A 19,041-nucleotide genomic window follows, 5' to 3' on the forward strand; every position below is an offset into this window, starting at 1 on the left:
TACAATTTAAAGATGAGGAGCAAGATCGTTTTGGTTGGTTTTTTATGAAAAAATCACAGAAATAAAATACTATAGAACTGTTTTGAAACTAATTAAGTAATAGCTTATAATGCTAAATTTTCCAGAATCAACTGAGAAACTTGAAGGAGGCTTTAGATGATAGGAAACAACTGTGCCCAAGAGATTAAAAGAATTAATGGCAGATATTATTTACTGGAATTAAATGATGGATTGTACATTGTTGATTATTTTAAGTTAATGAGGCTGAGAAACTTTTTTCCGTTTAGTACCTTTTACGACAACGCTCCAAAAAAAAGTTGGACTGCATATAAAGTAACTGGATCAGCAGAAATTTTTGAAGGTAAAAAAATACCTGAAATACAATTTTATGTTCCTGAATCTTATGGGATTTTCGGAGTTTTTGTAATTAGTCCTTTTCTTATATTTTTGGGCTATCTTGAATCAATATATTTAGCTCTATTGATTGGTAGTGTTCTTAGTACATATGGAATAATATCAACCTGTCGACTATTACATAACAATAAGAAAGTGAAAGAAATCGTTAAAGATACGACAATTGTACAGTTAGTACTTGTTGAAAATAAAAGGTCAAAAATTTATGTATTTCTGAGTAATTTTTTATCATGTGTATATGGTATATTTGTAGGTTACCTATTTATATCGGCAATTTTATCAGGTGACTTTTGGAAAGTTATTTTTGTTTCATTAGTATCACCTACAATTTCATTAATATTTGGAAAAATCATATCAAATTTTAGAGAAGTCCCAGATGTATCTTCTAAATATCAAATTGAAAAAAGAAGAAAATCACATGAAAGATTATCAATTGAAATGATTGTACATTTGAAACCATTATTCTAATCTATTACGGGAATAAACAGAAGAATGTTTGAAAAGAAAGAATATGACTACTAGAATTTCCAAAATTTAAGTTTATATAGAATATGTATTTATTTTTTAGTCGACCTTTAAGCATTTAGGAGCATAGGTGCTGTATCTTTGAGTATCTATCAAAAAATCCTACCAAATAAAGAAAAATTAGGGAATCCTTCATTGCTCCATAGGAATCTTGTAATAATTATTTGATAAGGTATCATCGTGGGGGATTGAGAAAGAGGATTCAGATGAAGAAAAATTATCAAGTGATTTGTCTATTGATCATGGCTTTTTTGTTTTTTATGCCTGTTCAAACTTTTGCCGTAGCAGGTGGGCATGGTGGTGGTTCAACCGGTGGTGGCTCTGGTGGCGGTTCGATAGGGGGAGGTTCCAATTCCTATTATCGGAGGAGTCGGACGACTAATAGTAACAGTACGTCAGAAGATTTTCTCTTTGTTGGCTTATCATTAGGAAGTATATTTGTTTTTTCTTTAGTTAAAAAAAAGAAAACGCACAGTACGGATATCCATGATTTGTTATCAAGAATGCCTGGAACAAAGCGTGAAAAGAAAAAATTGCTTTCTGAGATCAACACAATCTTTTATGCAATACAAAAATCTTGGGAAGAAGAGGCACCTGAAAAAGTAAAAAATTGTTATACTTCAAGATTATTTGAAGAACACCAGCAAGTATTACAAAAAAATAAAGATGAAGGTGTAAGAAATCATACAACGAAAATAGCCATTCAAGAATTGGCTAACTACCGACAGATCAATGATACTAGTTTCTCTATTCGAATCGATTTTAGTTGTTTCGATTACTTAGTCGATCGAAAGAACCAGCAGTTGATTTCAGGAGATAAGCGGGAAAGGCTTTATTTTTCGCAAGTATGGTATTTCAACTACTCTGAAAAAGAAAAAATTTGGCAAGCAGATTTTATTCAACCGATATTTTTAGATTGATAGCGTGTCTTTAGGCGAAGAACTAGCTCTTAGGATAAATCTATCACTAAATTCATTCTTTTTATAAAAAATATTTATAGGAGTCATCATTGCAATTTGTGCCTAAGATTATAATGATGTTTTTTATTTTTCCAAATCAAAATCGTTCGTTATTTTTTTAAGGGACACATAGATATGCGAAATAACAAGAATTTTCTGAAAATTAATCTTTTGTTTCTCTCATGAAGATGTTAGAATAGTTGTTAATCTATAAAGGGGTGATTGTTTGTTAGAGAAATTTTTGGACATGTCGTTAGTCCAACGTATTGGTTGCGGTATTTTAATTGGTATAATATTAGGTATTTTTTTACCGACCTGGGGATTTATTGCTTTATTGGGAACGTTGTTTGTTAGTTGTTTAAAAGCGATTGCGCCGCTGTTAGTGTTTTTCTTGACTGCAGCTTCAATTGCAAAACATAAAATGGGGAATGAAACATTCGTAAAGCCGATTTTAGGATTGTATTTAGGTGGGACTTTTTTAGCGGCTTTTGTGGCGGTGATCACTAGTTCGATTTTTACGGTACCGATCACTCTACAGGAAACTGTTTCGGAACAAGCGCCTCAAAATATTGGGACTGTTTTATCAACGATGCTGACCAATGTCACGCAAAATCCGATTCAAGCAATTATTGACTCTAATTATTTAGGTGTGCTATTTTGGGCGGTATTATTAGGATTGGCATTGCGGACACGTACGGAAGCAACGAAAGAAGTTATCGATCAGATTTCGGTCGCATTGTCACAGGTGGTTCAATTGATTATTTCTTTCGCTCCGATCGGTATTTTGGGGTTAGTCTATGAATCAATTGCAACGACTGGTCTTTCTGGACTGACCGAGTATCTCCAATTAGTTCTTGTGTTAGTAGGTACGATGCTCTTTGTTGCTTTGATCATCTATCCATTACTTACTTTTTTGTTTATCAAAGAAAATCCCTATCCATTAATTTTCTTTTGTTTAAAAGAAAGTGCAATCTCTGCTTTCTTTACGCGTAGTTCTGCGGCGAACATTCCGATCAATATGATGTTGGCAGAAAAACTGAAATTAACAAAGGAATCTTATGCCATTTCGATTCCATTAGGAGCAACGATCAATATGGGGGGAGCGGCAGTGACGATTACAGTGATGACGTTAACGACTGTTCAGGCACTAGGTATCGAAGCTTCTTTTGGCTTGAAATTGATTTTAAGCATCTTGGCGGCTTTAGCTGCTTGTGGTGCATCTGGAGTAGCTGGGGGTTCATTACTATTGATTCCTTTGGCTTGTAGCTTATTTGGCATCTCAAATGATATTGCGATGCAAGTGGTAGGAATCGGGTTTATTATTGGGGTCATCCAAGACTCAGTTGAGACAGCTTTAAATTCTTCCAGTGACTTACTATTTACTGCAATTGGTGAACTAGGTGCTAGAAAAAGAAATGGCGAGGATGTTTCGATCAAAAGTCGTTTGAGTGAATTGCAATAGAGGAATCTTTCTATCGTCATTTGTTAACAGGGCTATCACAAAAGGTCAGCCCTTCTTCTACGGTGTTTGGAGGGACCATTCTCAATACGATCATCGTAGAAGTTTGTGGACAGTTAATTTCTGAGGGAGTGAAACACCCACCGATTTTTTATTCTGCCAATATAGACGGTGGCGATCAATTGAATACTGAATTATTTGAAACGTACAAAGAGGTCATTCATTATCCATTCATTTAAACTAGCTCGTCGTGAACCATTGATTTTAAAATGATAACTTTTTTGAGAATATAGTTAATAAGCTCTATCAAAGCAAAAAATCCTTTGATCCTAAACCACTGAGTGTGACAGAATCAATAGGATTTTTTGTTTTGCAATTAAATTGAAAATGTTATTCTGTATATAAGAATAAAAGTGTTTTGGAGGAGTACATGGTTTTTTTACGACGTTATGGGCTTTATTTTTTATTTCTAGGAGTGTTGAGTGATTTTTCAACACCTTATATTTTGGGCTTGTTCTATCCAGGCTTAGATCAATTGAGGTTGCCAATCAGTGTATTCGGTGACGTCACAAGTCCAGTGAGAACATTCTTTCTTGTTTGTTCTGTTTTTTCAGGCATCTTTTTTAGCTTATCCTTACCTGCACTGTATTCTTCGTTTGAAAAAGTATCTACTCATTTAGCGAAATGGTTGGTTGTTTCACTAGGTTTCTATGCGATAGGCGATTGCCTTTTTACAGGATTGTTTAGTCTTAACACCCAAGCTACTTCGTGGGATTTCTCAACGTGGGTACATAATGTTGGTTCTAGTTTAGGTTATAGTGGCTTTCTTTTATTTCCGGTTTTTGCTTTATTGCTTTATCGAAAAGAAGCGAATCAACCAATCCGTCGAGTGTATATCGTTTTAATCAGCTTGAGTCTGCTGAGTGCGATGATTTACGGACTGGCAAGGATCCCAGTGCTGAATCACCTTCCACTATTAGATAAACTAGGTTTTTGTCAAAGATTGAGTTACTTCTTCAATTATTTAACGATCATATCAGTAGGTACCAACCAACTAAAACGAGTGACAAAATAGCTGTTTGGGTGAGCGAAATGGTTATTTCTAAACAATCGAATAAGCGAGCTTCCTGAAGAGGATTTTTTCGAGAAATGAGCCGCGCAAGCCAAAAATAGGAGAGACTATTTTCGACTTGTGCGGCTCATTTCTCGAAAGTAGGTACTTCTGCTACTTTCTTGCTTGAAAAATTAGTACAGGTGTTCTTACTTTTCTGCCAACTTAATTGGCAGAAATCTCTACTTTTTATTTTGGAAGCGCAAACATATACTTGGTTCAGAAAGGAAAATCAATCATATGAAAACGAGAACGATTGAGTTACTTCAAAGATTTAGAGCATATCATTATCCAATCAAAGCAGAACAATTAGCGTTAGAGTATCAAGTCAGTCAACGAACGATTCGTCAAGATGTGCTGGATGTCAATAGTTGGTTGCGAGCCAATCAATTAGCAGAGATCCAAACGGTTCGTAAGCAAGGGTTTCTGTTGCGTTTAAGCGATGAGGAAGAAAAAAGACTGACAGAAGCATTGGTGACTTATCAAGAGGAGTTGTTGAATCGTGACGAGAGGACCTTTGATTTAGTGTTATCAATTGCTTATGAGCAACAGCCAGTTTATTTGAATCGTAAGGAAGAAGCATTCATGATCTCGAAAAGTACGATGGATGAAGATATGCGTCGTTTGCGAGCGGATTTGATCAAATACGGTATCGAGATCGTGAGTTTTGGCAGACAGGGATTGGTCTATAAAGGAGCGGAGCGCTCCATCCGCACGATGATTTATGACTTGATTAATAAAAATCTAGGGAGAATTGATTTTTCAGCAAGAAACGGTGCGAAAATCACTGCGGCTCAAAGAATTTTCCAACAGTATTTTTCACCTTCGGAGATTGTAAAGCTCGAAGCCATCTATACAGATACTATGATCAGACAAGAAGATGATATCTACAAAAATCAACTGTTGCTGTTTACAATGATCTGGGTCCAGCGAGTCAGAAAGCATGAACTTATTTCAGCAATCAATTGGAAAAATAATAACGAAAAAAAAGACTGTTTCACTGATTTTATTGAAAAAGTCATCGTTGAGTTTCGCTTGACAGACGTTCCACCGGTTGAAAAAAACTACCTTCGTTTTACGATTGAGACATTCAGTTCAAAAGATATCAGTAATTCATTGGAATGGGTCCAAGCCCAACTGTTGACGATCCAACTGATCCAATTCGTCGAGGAACAGACCCGTATCCCATTTCACTTAAAAGAAGAAATCCTGTGTGAAAATCTTTATAAACATATGACCGCTTTGATTATCCGCATGAAACATCGAATCCAAGTCACGAATCCTTTGAAAGAAAATATTCGGGCTAATTACCGTCCAATTTATGAAGCCGTTGAGTTGTTTGTCCCAACGATCGAGGAAGTCATTGGTGGAGAGATAATCGAAGATGAACTTGCTTTTCTAGTGATCCATTTTTCGACGATTGCTAGCACGATCAAACAGAATGTTACGTACATGTATAAATCAGTGGTGGTTTGTCACCATGGACTGGCGACAGGCAATCTATTAGCAGAAAATTTAAAAGAGAAGTTCCCACAAATTGAAGTTGTCGCGGTATTGAGTTCTAAAGAAGCAGAGTTGGTGGATAAGTTGGATGTCGACTTGATTTTCAGTACGTTCCAATTATCAGATCAGAACAAGCCGTTGCTCGTGTTGGAGCCTATTTTAACCGATGCGAATCGTCCGATCATTGCAGATTTTTTAAATGCTCACCAAAAGGTCCAACGACTGATTCCGACAGAGAGTGGGCAAACAGAATTGTTTACCGACGTTTTGCGGATCGTGGAAGAAAGTGGAGGCAAGATTGATCGGCCAATCTACACCAAATTAGAAACATTATTTGAGCAAAATCATTTAGAAATCAATAAAAGGGAGATCCAACCAATGCTAAAAGACATTTTGACAGATAATCATATATTGATCCAAGAACACGTAGACAATTGGCAAGAAGCGATTGAACGAGTGGCTAAACCATTGTTGAAAGAAAATATCGTTGAGTCAAGTTATGTTGATGCGATGGTCCGTGCAGTAGAAGAGTATGGCGCCTATATCGTTATTGGCAAGCATCTGGCATTAGCCCATGCCAGACCAGAAGATGGCGTCAATAAGTTAGGCGTGAGTGTCGCGACAATTCGTCAGCCAGTTGATTTTGGCAATGAAGAGATGGACCCAGTAAAAATCATTTTCTGCTTAGCAGCAGTGGATTCATATTCCCATTTAACCATCATGAAGGAGTTGATCGAGTTGATCAATGACGAAACGAAATTGACTCGTTTGATCGAAAGTCCAAATGTAGATTCATTTAAAAAACTACTATTTAAGTAGCTAAAAGGAGAGAATGGAATGAACAAATTGAATATTTTATTTGTATGTGGCGCAGGACTAGGAAGTAGTTTTGCCGCTCAAATGTCAGCCGAGGATGTATTGAATAAATTAGGCGTAACAGCTAAGCTGGATCACTGCGATATCTCTTCGGCCGTTTCGATGAAGCCAGATGTGATCATTACCGCAGAGAATTTTCGTTCACAATTTGAAAAATTTACCATTGATCCGACAACAGCCATGATTTACTTGAAAAATATCGTCTCAAAAGTTGAGATCGAAGAGAAGTTAACACCAGTTTTACAAAGTAAGGGAGCTATCTAATCAAGAAAAAATAGGGGGAGAAAACATGGTCGTTATCAATTTTATTATCGAAAATATTTTGACTCAAGCATCGATCACGATTGCTTTGATTGCGATGCTAGGGCTGATCCTGCAAAAGAAATCAACGGGTCAAATTATTTCGGGTACATTGAAAACATTGCTAGGCTTTCAAGTTTTAAGTGCGGGTTCGAGTATCATCGTCGGTAGTTTGACGTATTTTGGACAAATTTTTACCGAAGGGTTCCAAATGGAAGGGATCATCCCGTCAATTGAAGCAATCAATGGTCAAGCAATGAATGAACTTGGTCTAGGTAGAGATATCGCGTTAACATTTTTAGCTATTTTTATCTTTAATATCTTACTTGCCCGTTTTACGAAGTGGAAATATATCTTCTTGACTGGTCAAGCAATCTTATGGATGGCGACGATGACCACTGTATTTGGGTACTTTGCTGGGTTACGTGGGTTTGTTTTGATTTTAGTTGGTGGTTTCATTGGGGCAGTGTTTGCTATTGCGATGCCAGCGATGGCGCAACCAATCATCCGTAAGGTCACCGGTTCAAACGATATTGCTTTAGGGCATTTTTGTACGATCGGTTATTTATTTGAAGCTGGGGTAGCAAAAATCTTTGGTGAAAGAGGCGAGAACAAGAAATCGATTGAAGACATTAAGTTGCCTGCTCACTTTGAATTTTTACAAGATACGTATTTATCAGTCATGGTGGTGATGGTACCACTTTATATTGTGACTGTGTTGTTTGCAGGAGAGACGTTTGCGGCTGAGCTATCAGGGGGGCAAAACTATATCATGTTTGCCTTTTTACAAGCCATCCAGTTTGTTGTTGGTGTATACGTATTACTTTCAGGGGTACGCTTATTACTAGGCGAGATCGTTCCTGCGTTTCGTGGGATTGCGATGAAACTAGTTCCTGATGCGATTCCAGCGTTAGACTGTCCGGTGTTCTTCCCTTATAGTCCCAATGCAGTGATTTTAGGGTTCATCACAACAACGATCGGTACGGTCATTGCGATGTTTACGTTGCCGATGTTTGGATTAGCGATGATTCTGCCAGGGATGTTGACGAATTTCTTTGCTGGGGGACAGCGGGTATTTTTGGTAATGCAGTTGGGGGACGACGAGGAGCAATCATTGGTGGAATCGCTCATGGCTTCTTTATTACCTTGTTGCCAGCATTACTAGTAACGATTTTCAATTCAATGGGATTTGTTAGTGCAACAGCGACAGATGTCGATACAGTAGTGGTAGCGCTACTGTACGCTTGGATCTTAAGTCCGATTTTAAAAGCATTCTAATGTGAAAGTAGGGATCATAATGTTTGGTTTTTTGAAAAAGAAAAAAGAGCAACATGAAGTAATACAGACGCTTTCCATCGAAGAAAAAGAAGAACTTCAAACAGCGATCGAACGACTAAAGAAAGATATCGACCAGACAGAAGAAGCAGACCAACGAGCTGTTCTTTTTGAACAAGTAGGACTAAAGCTCGCTGAGTTAGGGGATAACGATCAGGCAATCGAACACCTTGAGAAAAGTTTATCACTGAAGAAAAGTATCAATGATGGGTACAAGAAGTTGATGTCTTTATATAATGCAAAAAGAGCAGAAGCTGCACGAGGTGGGGACGATCAAGGAATTGATCATTATATGGGGAAAATGGACGAGATGCGACAAATTGCTAAACAACTTACGATTACAGGGAATAAATAAGAATAAAGGTGGCTATAAAAAAATGTATACGACATTAAAAGAGGTAACAAAAACAGCAGAAGCTTTGAATTTTACCGTGGGCGCATTCAACACGCATAACTTAGAGATGTTGCCAGAAATGTTACGAGCAGCCAAAGAAATGGGTGCGCCGATCATTATCCAAACAAGTGTGGATACGGCGAAATATATTGGGATGAATGTCTTAGTCAATGTAGTGAAAACGATCTCTGAAGAAGAAATGGTGGACGCTGTTCTTCATCTGGATCATGCGCGTGATTTCTCTGATATCAAGCAAGCAATCGATAGCGGTTATACTTCAGTAATGTATGATGGTTCCCATCTACCTTTTAAAGAAAATATCTTGAAAACAAAAGCAGTCGTTGAATACGCCCATGCTCGTGGTGTCTCAGTAGAAGGGGAGCTAGGAACAATTGGTGGGACGGAAGAAGGAATCCATGTGGCAGAAGATGATAAAGTGTATACGAAACCCGAAGATGCGGTAGAATTCGTAGCAGCAACTGGAGTAGACGCATTAGCAATTGCTATTGGAACCAACCATGGGCAATTCAAATCAAAAACAGAAGTCAATCTACCACTCCTGAAAGAAATCGACGCAGTAGTCGATGTTCCCTTGGTCATCCACGGCGGTACTGGAGTGAAAGAGGAAGATTATCCAGAGTTGATCAACCACGGAATCCGCAAATTCAATGTTGGGACAGAGCTACTTGTCAACTGGACGAAAACAGCAAAAGAAAGCTTTGGGGAAACAGAAGTCAGCCGATCATTACGCCACAACGTGATTCCAGCCAACGAAGCAGTAAAGGCAATCATCAAACATAAAATCGGCCTGTTTTTGAACACAGGAAGTGAGATCTATGCAGGAAAGAGCTAAAATGAAAAAATATTTGTTTCTTTTGGCAGGAAGTCCTGGGACAGGAAAAACTTATTTGATGGAACGTCTATTCGAACGGTTTCCAACGATGTATCGTCTTACCTTAGATGAAGTCAAAGAGTATTACGCTGAATCAATTGGATTCGATAATTTAGCTGAACGAGCAGAGCAAGAAAAAAACAAGGTGTATCCATTCTTTTATCAAGCGTTGGAACTGTACATGGAAGCAGGGAAGAAAGTGATTGTTTCAGAATATCCTTTCAGTGACAAACAAAAAGGACCATTAGGAGCGTTATCAAAAAAATATGGATATGAAGTGATCACGATTCGCTTGCACGCAGACTTTGATGTACTATGGCAACGACGTTATAAAAGAGATCGTGATCCTGAACGTCATTTGAGTTATATTATGGACCATTATCATTATGGGGATACGTTGGACGATCGATCGTTAGGAACCAATCATATCACCAAAGAAGAATTTAGATCTGTTATAAATGATCGAAAGTATGAACACTTTGAACTTGGAACGCTTTATACATTCGATGTGACTGATTTCACCAAAGTGGATTATACGCCACTGTTAAACGAGTTAGAGTGGCGAGTGGCGAATGACCAATAAAAATTAATATCTAGTTGATTGATTCAAGTTTTAAAATGAATCGTAAAAAGTAAAAGCCTATCCTCCTATTTATCAAGAGATAGGCTTTTTTATTTTCATTACTGGATTTCCGTGCCATATGTCAAAGCGACTCTTTGGTGGATAACCAATCTGATAATTCCTTTAAGACTGTTTGGACTTGGGGGTCGTTTGTTTGTTTCAAAAAATCATGTTCTAGATCATAAACAGGTTTGAATCGACTATTCGGGATCTGTTTACTTATCCTTTTACTTGAAGCAAAAGGTACTTCTTGGTCTGAGGTGCTGGCGGTACTATAGCAAGGAGGAAAAACTGCAAGTTCTTTTTCACGAATGGCATAATCCGACCAACCCAGTGATTTCGGTAAGCGATAGTAATCGGCTAAGATTCCTTGTTGTCGTCCATAGTAATAAAGTAAGGCGCGACTCATCAGTGGATCATCTGCCGTGGGTGTTTGTTGATCAATGCCTATCAGCATTTCTTCTGTTAATGTGTGTGTGGTGGGAGTGGTTTGTTTCTTCAGAAATTCAAAATCAGCATAGCCATAAAAGTTGATTAGGAAATTGGGTGAAAGCCCTCGATCCACACGCAAATATTTGGTTAGGTGGAACATCAAATAACTTCCGGCAGAACGCCCGCAAATACCAAAGGGGTGTTCATGGATGATTGTCTTTTTTAAGGCATCAAAGCTTTCATTTAGTTTTGCAATGATTTCTGTTACAGATGTATTTGGTGCCAACAGGTAATCAAGAGCTAGCAGAGTGTAGCCATGAGCTAAAAAGAGATCTTTTAGCCTATTGGGTATGTCACCTTTTGATCCGTAAATCAATCCGCCACCATGCAAATAAAGGATATATTTCGGTGTATCACTCTGAGCAGGATAAATGGTTACTGTAATGTCATCGAGTAGTTGTTTGGTTTCTTTCATTTGCCTGTCTCCTCATTTTGATAATATAGGCGCCAATCTCATGATTGATCATTTGTAACGGATTTGTTAAATCAATTGATAGATAATCGGAAATTTTGTGGAGACGATAACGAATCGTTTTAGCATGTAAAAACATTGCTTCTGCTGTTTGTTTGTAGTTCCGATTGTGTTGTAAAAAACAATAAAAAGTTTCAAATAAGTCATAGTCTGTTTGAGCCAACTGCGCCAATTTTAGAGGGATTGCTTCTTGTAATGTTGCTATCTGATTTTCTCGAATAAAATGTTTGAATATGCCGATATCTTCGGATGTCACAACAGGACCATTGTAAAATGAGGTATTGAAATTCAAAATATCCAAACATTCAAACAACAATTCCTTGATTTCCTGTCGTGGTTTTGCTTGGCTGATGGCAAATGTTACTTGTTCATTTTCTGCAAGTATTTCTACCATCAGACGTGAAATCTGATCTTTAGTGATAGGCCCTTCCGATTGAGCAAAGTTGAATAAAACAGCTGAATATTGATGTTGGTCAAAGAAAATCGCCTCTTTTTTCAGTGTCCGTAAAAGTGTAAGGATGCGATTTTTCATTAATTGCGTTTGCATCTCTTTAGTTGAAAAGACGATTGTCTGGTAAGTATCTTTTGACTGCATATGCGCTTCTTGTAGCAAGCTATCTAGTTCTTCAGGATTTCGTGGTGTATTTTGTAAAATCGCATCAGCTAAATTATTTAAACGGGTATAGCGTTCTTTTTTCAATAGGCTTTCTGTATTGAATTTTTCTTGCAAGGCGTCAATGGCATTTTCGATAATGACTAGGTCCGTTTCTTTGATTTGTTGGTTGTTCAGATAAACAAGCAATAAGCAATTGAGAGAATAGTTATTGAAAATCGCAATCTCTAATGCATAGCGTTTTTTCGAGTCTGTTTGAGCATAAAGTGTCAGTAAAGAATAATCGTTTTTCATGAAATCTGTTTGTGGCAGCGATTCACGTGAGAGTACGATGGCATCGGTTGGAATCCTCCCTTCGCAAATTTCGATTTCTTTATCAAGCAATTTTAAGGAAAAAGGAAGTTCGATGATTTGATAAAACTCTTGCATGATCGTTTCTAAAGAAGAAAACTGTTTTTCTAGACGGTTGAATCTTTGGCGTGCTTCATAGTAGGTTCGTAAAGTATGGGCATGTGCATTGAGTAACGGCTCATAAATCGTTAATAGAATTTTTTCATAGCTGATCTCTTGACTGATTTTGATCAATGGGATTTCATATTTGAAGCATAACTCAATAAACCATTCGGGGATCACCTTGATAAAACGATCGGTTTTTAATACAAGACCGCTGATCCCGATTTGACACATCTTGATGAAAAAATCTTCCAGTTCTTTTTCTGACAAGTCGTTCAATGCATAAAACGAGGTCAGGATCAGCTGATTTTGTTTGCTCCAATTTTCGATATCAATGGCTTCTAAGACCATTGCAGTTTCGACTTCATTATCTAAACCGATCTCATTCGTTAGAATCTTCCCTTTTTTTAGTTCACCTAGCAATAATAACTCCCTTAATTTCATCATATTCTCCTTTTTTCCTTTTATGGATAAAAAGTATAGCATTCTTTTAGAAATACGTCCGATGAAAACACTTTCTTAATCTTCTACAATGACAGTGTAAGAATGAATAAGGAGGGGCATTATGTTAGAAACGGTTGTTTTACCAAATAATTATCAAGATTCCATCAACTTGATGCTATTGACTAATCAAATCAATTCGCTTGAGGAAGTCAACATGAGCCAGATCATGATGGGAACGGATGCGAATAAAGATATTTTGAATAACACGTCACTTTTAACAGAAAAGGCACAAACTGCGTCTGCGAACGATCTAATGATCGTGGTAGAAAGTGAGGATGAATCAATCATGGAAAAGGTACTGCCAATGATTGATGATTTTTTAGCGGATCTATCAGCAAAAGAGACAGCGCAACCGAATAAATCAGTGACCACGTGGAAAGAAGCATTGAAACAATTACCAGATGCCAATGTCGCTTTGTTTAGTATTCCGGGGGAATACGGCGCAACAGAAATGGCACGTGCGTTGAAGCATAATCTGCATGTTTTTTCATTTACGGATAATATTGCGATCGAAGATGAAGTCCGTCTGAAAAAACTAGCGCATGAAAAAGGGTTACTGATGATGGGCCCAGATTGTGGGACAGGTATTTTATCGAGTATTCCAATTGCTTTTACAAATGTTGTCGCACCTGGAAATATTGGTGTAGTTGGTGCATCTGGTACGGGTATCCAAGAAGTGACGACAATCATTGATCGTCTAGGTGGAGGTGTGGTTCATGCCATCGGTACCGGTGGTCGTGATCTGAGCGACAAGGTGGGAGCAATAACGGTCAAAGATGCGATCGTGGCACTTGAAAACCATGAACCAACAGATGTGATCTGTGTGATTTCTAAACCACCTGCAAAAGAGGTACGTGACGAAGTAGTGCAATTATTGCAGAGTATTTCAAAACCAGTCGTCGCTATATTTTTAGGAGAAAAACCAACGAATCATGAAGGGAAAGTCTATCTGGCACATACGTTAGAGGAAACTGCCCGTATCGCTGTAGATTTAGCAAACGAAGCAACAGTGAAAAAAAATTACTTTGAAGCACTAGAACAGCCGGATGTCTTGACGCTTGCTAAAGAAAAAGTCGTCAAAGGGCTATATTCTGGAGGAACGCTCGCAGCTGAAGCAGGCATGCTGATTTCAGAAGCATTAAATTTAGGTGGTCTGGTCAAAGAAGATGGGTATATCTTGAAATCTCAAGGGTATGAAGTGATTGATTTAGGAGATGATCGTTATACACAAGGTAAACCACACCCAATGATCGATCCGGAAGTCCGGATCCATAAAATAGAAGAGTATGCCAAGGAAGAAGAAACTGGCGTTATCTTATTTGATATTGTTTTAGGATATGGTGCACATGAAGACATGGTGGGTGCGTTGTTACCAACGATCCAATCTGCGCAGTCAGAAGCGGAAAAAGCAGGACGTGAACTTTATTTCGTGGCGACAGTGTGTGGGACGAAGAATGATCCACAAGACTACCAAAAATCAGTGGAACGCTTGAAAGAAGCAGGTGTTTTTGTCGCAGAGAGTAATGCTAAAGCGGTTCAACTGGCATTGTTGTTAAAAGGCATCAGATTGTCTGAAGCAGATAAAGAAGTCTTAGCATATGATGGAAAAACAGTTGCTGTACCACAACCGAGTGAGCAAGTCATGGAGTTATTGACGACGAAACCGCGTGTAGTGAATGTCGGTTTGAAAAGCTTCAACGAATCGATTGTCACCTATGGTGGACAAACAGTCCAGTTGGATTGGCGGCCTCGCGCGAGCGGTAACAAGAAAATGATCAAAATTTTAGATGCGTTGGAAGAGCATCAGGAGCAAATTGACGAAGAAAATCAAAAAGTGACAGAAAAAATCAAGAACGCACAGCCGTTTCTGGTTGATGTGGTCCCTGCAAAAACGGTGATTCCTGAATTAAATGATCCAAAGCAAAAAACACTATTGCATGCAGGCCCGCCAATCACTTGGGAGGCGATGACCGGACCGATGCGAGGCGCGTGTCTAGGTGCAGCGTTATTCGAACGTTGGGCAGAAAACGAAGAAGAAGCATTAGCACTTTTTGAAGCAAATGACGTGCGATTCATTCCTTGTCATCATGTACAAGCAGTAGGACCGATGGGAGGGATCACTTCTGGTAATATGCCGGTCTTCATTGTTGAAAACCGGAAAGAAGGCAATCAAGCCTTCTGTATCTTGAATGAAGGTATCGGTAAGGTATTACGTTTTGGTGCGTATTCCCAAGAAGTCGTTGATCGCTTAGATTGGATCAAAGAAGTACTAGGACCAACAATCCATCAAGCATTGGCATTCACCGAGGAAGGATTGAATCTAAATGTTTTGATCGCCCGGTCGATTACGATGGGGGATGAATTCCATCAAAGAAATATTGCTGCTTCTTTGAATTTCCTGAAAGAAATCGCGCCATTGATCATTCAAACGGAGATTCCTGAAGAACAAAAATATGATGTAATCAAGTTCTTAGCAGATACGGATCAATTTTTCTTGAATATCATGATGGCTACGGGAAAAGCAATCGTCGATGGTGCGCGCCAAGGGACTAAAGGAACAATCGTGACAACGATGACACGTAATGGTGTTGATTTTGGTGTTCGAATCGCAGAAACAGGCGATACATGGCATCTAGCACCTGTAAATACACCAAAGGGCTTGTACTTTACAGGATTCAATGAAGAAGATGGTAATCCCGATATTGGCGATAGTGCGATCACTGAAACTGTCGGTGTAGGTGGAATGGCCATGGTGGCAGCACCAGGTGTGACCCGTTTTGTTGGCGCAGGTGGTTTTGAAGATGCGTTAGCAACCTCAAATGAAATGGCGAAGATCTGCGAAGGGCACAACCCAACGTTTTCGATACCAACTTGGGATTTTCAAGGAACTTGCTTAGGAATCGATATTCGCAAAGTGGTGGAAACAGGAATCACTCCTGTTATAAATACTGGGATCGCGCACAAAAATGCTGGAGTGGGGCAAATTGGCGCAGGTACAGTTCGGGCACCACTCGCTTGTTTTGAGCAAGCCTTAGAGGCCTATGCTAAGGAGCTAGGGATCAACGTTGAGTAATCAAGAAATTCAATTGAGCGAGTATTTATCTCCACTTTTGCAATTTGGAAAAATAGGTGTGATCCACAGCGTATTTGAGCATTCCTTTAATGTTGAAATCAAGCAACAATTGATCAATATCGCCTGTTTTCATGACTATCTATCTAGTTTTGGTATCAATCTTCCTGAAGATCGATTTAACACACTTGCTCCGGCTCTTCAAACAGGAAATCGTGTGAAAATAAATGATGATGTATTGACGATTTACAGTATTTCAAGTGTCAGACAAGTGACATTAAAACCGTGTCGGCTGGTTCCTCTCAACGTCTTCACGTTAGGTCTATCAAAAAAACAACTACTTTTATTGAAACCATTTTTGGCTGAAAAAAACTGGCAGACAAAAATCGGGTTACCGTTAGATAAACGTGCATCCACGCTGTTTGCTCGAATGGCACAGCCAAACAGAGAGTGGACGACAACTGAATGGCAAGAAGTCGTTGGTTATCTTTTAGGCAGAGGCAAAGGGTTGACGCCTAGTGGTGATGACCTATTGATGGGTTATCAGCTTGTTTTAGGGACTGTTTCAGATCCCAGAGGAATCGCGCTCGCGGTTGCTCTGGGAGAAGCCCAAACGGCAACGACTGCAATCAGCCAAGCATATCTAACTTGTGCGACAAAGGGGTACGCCAATTCACTAGTGTATCAATTATTTTCAGACTTAGTACAAAATCAAGAGGAGAAAATAGAAGAACAGTTAGAGAAAATCACGAGAATTGGTCATTCTTCGGGAAAGGATCTAGCTTTTGGTATTTGGTTGGCGCTACAAGCAATCGGAGGAGAAGAAAGTGAGGGTGAAACATGGAAGCGAGTAAACAAAAACAAGCAGTAAGAGTCAGTGATACTTACTGGATCAAAGTAGTAGCAATCTTTTTTATTGGTTGGATCTTGATGTATGCCACACGAACGATTTTCAACCCGATCATGGGGTGGTCGGGGAAGAATTCGGTTTAAGCAATACGCAATTAGGCTTAGCAAATAGTATCTTCTTTCTGACATATGCCATCGCTCAGATTCCTTTTGGGATCGTCGGAGACAAAATTGGACGAAAGTTAGTCATTACGGTAGGATTTTTACTTTTGGCAGTAGCGACATATTTCACCGGATTAGCCACGACGTTTATTTTATTCTTAGTGATTCGTGCCATCGCTGGTATCGGGCAAGGTGCTTACTACGGTCCACAGTTTGCCTTGTCGACAGAAGCGATTCCAAAGAGTAAACGGACGATTGGAAATGCCATCATTAATAGTGGTATGGCATTTGGAACATCAGGCGGTTATCTTCTATCAAGTAAATTGGTCTTAGAAAACGGGGATGATTGGAGTAAACCTTTTTATCTTATGGCGATCCCTACATTGATTGTCGGCATATTGTTTTATGTGTTTTTGAAAGAAAAAGTGATCCGTCCGGGTGAAGAAGCAGAAGTGGAAGAAGGGCCAAAAGAAAAAATTTCTTTAAAACAGATTTTTACAAATCGTAACTTAGTAGCAGCCTTTATCTTATGTTTTACCAGCATTTATGCTAATTTTGTGATTCTTACTTGGTTGCCGCAGTTTTTGATTGCAGAACGTGGATTTACTGGAGCGAGTGTTGGCTTTATTTCTTCTTTAGTTCCTTGGGCATCGATACCAGGCGCCTTACTCTTTGCACGGATCAACGATAAAACAGGAGCGACGAAGAAACTAGTCTTTGTTTTGGTTCCATTAGCCATCGTTTCAGTTTTTGCTATCGCTTTTGTAACCAATCGTACCTTATTGATCACAGTGCTGATCCTTTATGGATTGACTGGGAAATTAGCACTTGACCCGATCATGGTGACGTTTGTCACGAAACATGCACCAAGAGCAGCCTTAGGAACGACGTTAAGTGCGTATAATTTTATCGGGATGTCAGGCTCGATTTTAGCGCCTTACGTTACTGGTTATTTAGCAGATACTTCAGGTTCGATGCAAGTTGGTTTTTACCTCTCTTGTGTCTTGTTGATCATCGGGTTGATTCTCTTTGCCCTATTGGCAAAAGAGGATCGTACACAAACGCTGAAGTAATAGAAAGAGGTGTAGGAAAGACATGGGATTAAATGTGATTGCTTTAGGTGGGAATGCGATTTTAGAAACTGATCCAACTGATAAAGGACAAAAAGCCGTAGTCGAACAGGCGACTGAAGCTATCGCAGCTTTTGTTGAACAAGGAGAACAAGTCATTCTTTGTCATGGCAATGGTCCGCAGGTTGGCAATTTATTATTGCAGCAACAAGCAGGAATAAGCGAAAAAAATCCTCCAATGAGCTTGGATACATGTGTGGCAATGACGCAAGGAAGTATTGGCTATTGGTTACAACAAGCGTTAACCAATGCGTTTACGCAACATGGGATCAACCAACCGGTCGTCTCCATCGTGACACAAGTGCTAGTTGATCCGAATGATCCATCGTTTCAGAAGCCAACGAAACCGATTGGACCATTTTATACAGAAGAGGAAGCAAAGGATTTGGCACAAAAGAATGGTGGGACATACGTGGAAGATGCAGGACGTGGCTACCGTAAAGTCGTTGCATCTCCTCAACCAAAAGAAATTGTGGAAAAAGAAGCGCTCCAAGCATTAGTGGCAGCTAATGTTGTCACGATTTGTGCAGGTGGAGGTGGTATCCCAGTGATCGAGTCATCTGGGATTTATCAAGGCGTGGAAGCAGTCAATGATAAAGATTTCTCAGCAGCCGTATTGGCAGACGCTGTGGGTGCCGATCGTTTGATCATTTTAACTGGTGTCGAGCATATCTATATCAACTATGGAAAACCAGAAGAACAAGCTTTACGGACGATGACTCCCGAAGAAGCAAAAGAATACGTAGCTGGTGGTCATTTTGCAGCTGGAAGTATGTTGCCAAAAGTAGAGGCAGCGGTCCGTTTTGTTGCAAGGGATCCAAAACGTCAAGCAGTCATTACTTCAATTGAAAAATTGAACCATTTGACTGAAGGTGCGGGAACAGTGATTCAACAAACGGGGTAACG

General features: G+C 39.1%; 14 protein-coding genes and 3 pseudogenes. 15 read left to right on the plus strand and 2 right to left on the minus strand.

Annotation, left to right across the window (positions count from 1 at the left end):
- Nucleotides 1-156: 156 nt before the first annotated feature.
- The 11 genes and pseudogenes from CYK55_RS01690 (at nt 157) to CYK55_RS01740 (ending at nt 10,351) form a co-directional block, all read left to right on the plus strand.
- Nucleotides 157-882, plus strand: coding sequence for a hypothetical protein (locus CYK55_RS01690; RefSeq protein ID WP_235186362.1), 726 nt, complete (start codon nt 157-159; stop codon nt 880-882).
- 263 nt (nt 883-1,145) lie between these two features.
- Nucleotides 1,146-1,859: a TIM44-like domain-containing protein gene (locus tag CYK55_RS01695; protein WP_034689949.1), complete on the plus strand. Its 714-nt coding sequence runs from the start codon at nt 1,146-1,148 to the stop codon at nt 1,857-1,859.
- Between the two features lie 265 nt (nt 1,860-2,124).
- Complete coding sequence (gene sstT, locus CYK55_RS01700) at nt 2,125-3,360, plus strand: serine/threonine transporter SstT (RefSeq protein ID WP_034689946.1); 1,236 nt, start codon at nt 2,125-2,127, stop codon at nt 3,358-3,360.
- A gap of 23 nt (nt 3,361-3,383) precedes the next feature.
- Nucleotides 3,384-3,596, plus strand: a pseudogene (locus CYK55_RS01705) (hypothetical protein); the annotation flags it as partial.
- A 191-nt stretch (nt 3,597-3,787) separates the two neighbouring features.
- On the plus strand, nt 3,788-4,432 hold the full coding sequence (locus CYK55_RS01710; protein ID WP_034689942.1) for a DUF998 domain-containing protein: 645 nt from the start codon (nt 3,788-3,790) through the stop codon (nt 4,430-4,432).
- A gap of 276 nt (nt 4,433-4,708) precedes the next feature.
- Nucleotides 4,709-6,790 (plus strand): BglG family transcription antiterminator, encoded by a 2,082-nt coding sequence (locus CYK55_RS01715; protein WP_034689941.1) that lies wholly within the window; start codon nt 4,709-4,711, stop codon nt 6,788-6,790.
- A gap of 18 nt (nt 6,791-6,808) precedes the next feature.
- Entirely contained in the window at nt 6,809-7,111 is a 303-nt protein-coding gene (locus tag CYK55_RS01720; protein WP_010736508.1) for a PTS sugar transporter subunit IIB, read from the plus strand.
- A 94-nt stretch (nt 7,112-7,205) separates the two neighbouring features.
- Nucleotides 7,206-8,425: pseudogene (locus CYK55_RS01725) on the plus strand (PTS sugar transporter subunit IIC).
- Nucleotides 8,426-8,444: 19 nt separating this feature from the next.
- A complete protein-coding gene (locus CYK55_RS01730; RefSeq protein WP_034689937.1) occupies nt 8,445-8,837 on the plus strand; it encodes a hypothetical protein in 393 nt (130 codons plus the stop codon).
- Nucleotides 8,838-8,859: 22 nt separating this feature from the next.
- A complete protein-coding gene (locus CYK55_RS01735; protein WP_126133841.1) occupies nt 8,860-9,729 on the plus strand; it encodes a class II fructose-bisphosphate aldolase in 870 nt (289 codons plus the stop codon).
- 1 nt (nt 9,730) lies between these two features.
- A complete protein-coding gene (locus tag CYK55_RS01740; RefSeq protein ID WP_034689958.1) occupies nt 9,731-10,351 on the plus strand; it encodes an AAA family ATPase in 621 nt (206 codons plus the stop codon).
- A gap of 121 nt (nt 10,352-10,472) precedes the next feature.
- Here CYK55_RS01740 and CYK55_RS01745 read toward each other — a convergent pair whose 3' ends face one another.
- Nucleotides 10,473-11,297, minus strand: a complete 825-nt coding sequence (locus CYK55_RS01745) for an alpha/beta hydrolase (RefSeq protein ID WP_034689934.1) — start codon at nt 11,295-11,297, stop codon at nt 10,473-10,475.
- Nucleotides 11,269-12,864, minus strand: a complete 1,596-nt coding sequence (locus CYK55_RS01750; protein WP_034689933.1) for a PucR family transcriptional regulator — start codon at nt 12,862-12,864, stop codon at nt 11,269-11,271. Before CYK55_RS01750 ends, CYK55_RS01745 begins: the two co-directional genes overlap by 29 nt.
- A gap of 121 nt (nt 12,865-12,985) precedes the next feature.
- Here CYK55_RS01750 and fdrA point away from each other — a divergent pair, with 121 nt between their 5' ends.
- From fdrA to arcC, 4 genes and pseudogenes are all read left to right on the plus strand, one after another.
- Nucleotides 12,986-15,997 carry a DUF1116 domain-containing protein gene (fdrA, locus tag CYK55_RS01755; RefSeq protein ID WP_126133842.1) on the plus strand — a complete coding sequence of 1,004 codons (3,012 nt, stop codon included), beginning with the start codon at nt 12,986-12,988 and terminating at the stop codon, nt 15,995-15,997.
- Nucleotides 15,990-16,865 (plus strand): DUF2877 domain-containing protein, encoded by an 876-nt coding sequence (locus CYK55_RS01760; protein ID WP_034689929.1) that lies wholly within the window; start codon nt 15,990-15,992, stop codon nt 16,863-16,865. The genes fdrA and CYK55_RS01760 overlap by 8 nt, the downstream gene beginning before the upstream one ends.
- Nucleotides 16,835-18,078 (plus strand): annotated as a pseudogene (locus CYK55_RS01765) (MFS transporter). The gene CYK55_RS01760 and the pseudogene CYK55_RS01765 overlap by 31 nt, the downstream one beginning before the upstream one ends.
- Before the next feature lie 22 nt (nt 18,079-18,100).
- Nucleotides 18,101-19,039, plus strand: coding sequence for a carbamate kinase (gene arcC / locus CYK55_RS01770; RefSeq protein WP_034689925.1), 939 nt, complete (start codon nt 18,101-18,103; stop codon nt 19,037-19,039).
- Nucleotides 19,040-19,041 lie beyond the last annotated feature (2 nt).

The sequence above is a fragment of the Enterococcus mundtii genome (assembly GCF_003957375.1).
GTDB lineage: Bacteria > Bacillota > Bacilli > Lactobacillales > Enterococcaceae > Enterococcus_B > Enterococcus_B spodopteracolus.

Bases quoted from the DNA above. Each gene is read 5' to 3' on its own strand.
- CYK55_RS01690 (WP_235186362.1), top strand. From the start codon at position 157: ATGATAGGAAACAACTGTGCCCAAGAGATTAAAAGAATTAATGGCAGA.
- CYK55_RS01695 (WP_034689949.1), top strand. From the start codon at position 1,146: ATGAAGAAAAATTATCAAGTGATTTGTCTATTGATCATGGCTTTTTTG.
- CYK55_RS01710 (WP_034689942.1), top strand. From the start codon at position 3,788: ATGGTTTTTTTACGACGTTATGGGCTTTATTTTTTATTTCTAGGAGTG.
- CYK55_RS01715 (WP_034689941.1), top strand. From the start codon at position 4,709: ATGAAAACGAGAACGATTGAGTTACTTCAAAGATTTAGAGCATATCAT.
- CYK55_RS01720 (WP_010736508.1), top strand. From the start codon at position 6,809: ATGAACAAATTGAATATTTTATTTGTATGTGGCGCAGGACTAGGAAGT.
- CYK55_RS01730 (WP_034689937.1), top strand. From the start codon at position 8,445: ATGTTTGGTTTTTTGAAAAAGAAAAAAGAGCAACATGAAGTAATACAG.
- CYK55_RS01735 (WP_126133841.1), top strand. From the start codon at position 8,860: ATGTATACGACATTAAAAGAGGTAACAAAAACAGCAGAAGCTTTGAAT.
- CYK55_RS01740 (WP_034689958.1), top strand. From the start codon at position 9,731: ATGAAAAAATATTTGTTTCTTTTGGCAGGAAGTCCTGGGACAGGAAAA.
- CYK55_RS01745 (WP_034689934.1), bottom strand. From the start codon at position 11,297: ATGAAAGAAACCAAACAACTACTCGATGACATTACAGTAACCATTTAT.
- CYK55_RS01750 (WP_034689933.1), bottom strand. From the start codon at position 12,864: ATGAAATTAAGGGAGTTATTATTGCTAGGTGAACTAAAAAAAGGGAAG.
- fdrA (WP_126133842.1), top strand. From the start codon at position 12,986: ATGTTAGAAACGGTTGTTTTACCAAATAATTATCAAGATTCCATCAAC.
- arcC (WP_034689925.1), top strand. From the start codon at position 18,101: ATGGGATTAAATGTGATTGCTTTAGGTGGGAATGCGATTTTAGAAACT.